We start from the raw sequence: 2,408 nt of genomic DNA, 5'->3' as shown, positions 1-2,408 counted from the left end.
GGCGCGGGGGACGCGCCCCGCGGGCCGGTCAGGCGTCGCGGCCGCGGGCGGCGAGGCGGCGGGCGAGCTCGTCGCGCTCGCGCGTCACCTCGGCCAGCTCGTGCTGGAGCTCGAAGATGCGCCGGATGGCGGGCAGGGTCATGCCCTCGCCCATCAGCGTGACGACCTCCTGGATGCGGCCGATCTCGTGGCGGCTGTAGCGGCGCTGGCCGCCCGAGGAGCGCTCCGGGGAGACGACCTGGTGGTCGTCGATGCGGCGCAGGAACGCCTGCTGGACGTCCAGCATCCGCGCGACCTGGCCCACCGTGAACAGGGCGGCGTGCTCGTCGTCGATCGGCAGGCGCATGGGGGTTCCTCCTTCGCAGGCCGCGCGCACGGCCGGCGGGGGTGGCCCCGGCCCGCGCGGGGGGTGTCGCGGGTCCGGGGCCGTGTCCGGTGCCGGGCCGGGTCAGCTCTTGATCGCCTTCTGCCCGCCGCCCGTCTGCTGGACGGCGACCTTGCGCGGCCGGGCCTGCTCCAGGACGGGGATGCGGACGGCGAGGACGCCGTTGTCGTAGGCGGCCTCGATGCCTTCGGCGTCCAGGTGCTCCGACAGGTAGACCCGGCGGGTGAACGCGCCCATCGGCCGCTCGCGGACGAACGCCCGCTCGTCCTCGCCGAACTCCTCCTCGCGGCGCGCGGTCACCGTCAGCACGCCGCGGTCGACCGTGACCTCGATGGAGCCCGGCGCCACGCCGGGCAGGTCGAACCGCAGTACGACGTCGTCGGCGCGGCGGACGCCGTCCATCGGCATGCCGGCGCCGCCGCCCATGGCACCGGCCTGGCGGACGGCCCGGTCGAACTGTCGCTCGAACTCCTGCACGAAGGGGTCGATCGACGTCAGCAACATGACATCACCTCCGAGGACCGCCGGCGCCGAGCCGGGCGCCGGCCCACTTGCTCCTTGTACAAGAGGAAACCTGCAACTCCAGTTATAGGTTCCTTCCGAGCGGATGTCAAGGCACGGCCGGAGCCCGGCTGCCGGAACCGATCTCGTCGCGATACCGGCCGGCGGACGGAAACCGCCGCGAAGCGGGTAGGGTGAACCGAAAGTTCCGCCCTGTGTCCGCGGATCAGCAGGCAATGCTGCCCGAGGTGAGGAACATGGCGAACGGACGCGGCGCCGGCGACGGCGCCCACCAGGCCGCCGGCCGGCTGGCCGGCGCGCTGCGCTCGATGGCGGTGATCTCCCGCGTGGACGGGGCCGCCCTGATGCTGGCCGCCGAGCCGAGCGGGCTGCGCGCGGTCGGCGGATCCACTCGCGAAGGGTTGACCCTGCAGTACGCCCAGCAGCTCGTGCAGGCGGGCCCCGCCCTGGACGCCGTCTCCGCCGGCCACCCGGTCGCCGTGGACGACCTGGACGGTCATCCCGACCGTCCCGGGTACGCGCGGCTGGCGCTCACCGCGGCGCCGGTCAGGGCCGTCCTCGCGGTCCCCGTCCACGTCGGCGGCGAGGTCGTCGGGGCGCTGAACTTCTACCAGTGCACGCCCTGTCCATGGACGAGCCGGCAGATCGCGCTCGGGGAGCACCTGGCCGAGACCACGGCCGACCTCCTGGTCCGGCTGGCCGCGCGGCCGGCGGCGGGCGACGGCGCCCACGGCCTGCCGTAGTGCCTCCACATCTCGTTCATCACCGTTCTCTCAGCAAGCAGTCAAGGATGTGGAGCATGATGCATATCGACACCGACGCGTTGGACTCCAGTTTGGAGGTGCTGCGCAAGGCGCCCGTCGACTCGGACGTGGCCCGCGCCCTCCAGCGGGTGGTCAGTTCGGTGGACCGGCTCTTCGGCTACGACGGCGCCGGGATAATGCTCATCGACGACTCCGAGGCGCTGCTGTACGTGGCCGCGTCCGACGAGGTCGGCCGGTCCCTGGAGGAGGCCCAGGCCAGCGCCGGCCAGGGCCCCTGCTACGAGACCTATGTCGAGGGCCGGCCCGTCTGGACCAAGGACGTCCGCTCCGACCCCCGCTGGCCGCAGCTCGTGGACGTGCTCGACGAGCGGGTGCGGGCCGTCGCCGGAGTGCCGCTGCTGCTGGGCGGCAGCCCGGTCGGCACGCTCAACGTCTACCGCTCCGAGCCGTACGGCTGGGACGACTCCGACTTCGCGGCGCTGCGCGCCTACGCCGGGCTGATCAGTGAGCTCATGGCGGCGGCGCTGTCGTCCCGCGAGCACAGCGCCACCGCCACCCAGCTGCAGTACGCGCTGGACTACCGGGTCATCATCGAACGCGCCATCGGCTTCCTGATGGCCACCCACCGGCTGGACGCCGTCGCGGCGTTCAACATGCTGCGCAAGCAGGCCCGTAACACCCGCCGCCGTGTCGCCGATCTGGCCGCCGAGATCCTCAAGGACGGCACGCCCTAGCCC

Annotated in this window: 4 protein-coding genes; 2 read left to right on the top strand and 2 right to left on the bottom strand. The window is 73.1% G+C overall.

What is annotated here, in order from left to right; translation table 11 throughout:
• Window positions 1–28: 28 nt before the first annotated feature.
• A complete protein-coding gene (locus ETD96_RS43400; protein WP_138642291.1) occupies window positions 29–346 on the bottom strand; it encodes a MerR family transcriptional regulator in 318 nt (105 codons plus the stop codon).
• Window positions 347–448: 102 nt separating this feature from the next.
• Entirely contained in the window at window positions 449–889 is a 441-nt protein-coding gene (locus ETD96_RS43395; protein WP_138642290.1) for an Hsp20/alpha crystallin family protein, read from the bottom strand.
• Between the two features lie 254 nt (window positions 890–1,143).
• Here ETD96_RS43395 and ETD96_RS43390 point away from each other — a divergent pair, with 254 nt between their 5' ends.
• Together ETD96_RS43390 and ETD96_RS43385 are read left to right on the top strand one after the other, a co-directional pair.
• Window positions 1,144–1,650 (top strand): GAF domain-containing protein, encoded by a 507-nt coding sequence (locus ETD96_RS43390; protein ID WP_171069531.1) that lies wholly within the window; start codon window positions 1,144–1,146, stop codon window positions 1,648–1,650.
• A gap of 56 nt (window positions 1,651–1,706) precedes the next feature.
• Window positions 1,707–2,405, top strand: a complete 699-nt coding sequence (locus ETD96_RS43385; protein WP_205719757.1) for a GAF and ANTAR domain-containing protein — start codon at window positions 1,707–1,709, stop codon at window positions 2,403–2,405.
• Window positions 2,406–2,408: the final 3 nt, after the last annotated feature.

The organism is Actinomadura geliboluensis, assembly GCF_005889745.1.
Classification (GTDB): Bacteria; Actinomycetota; Actinomycetes; order Streptosporangiales; family Streptosporangiaceae; genus Spirillospora; species Spirillospora geliboluensis.
Note: the sequence above shows the minus strand (reverse complement) of the source record. Positions and strands in the feature narration are given on the sequence as shown.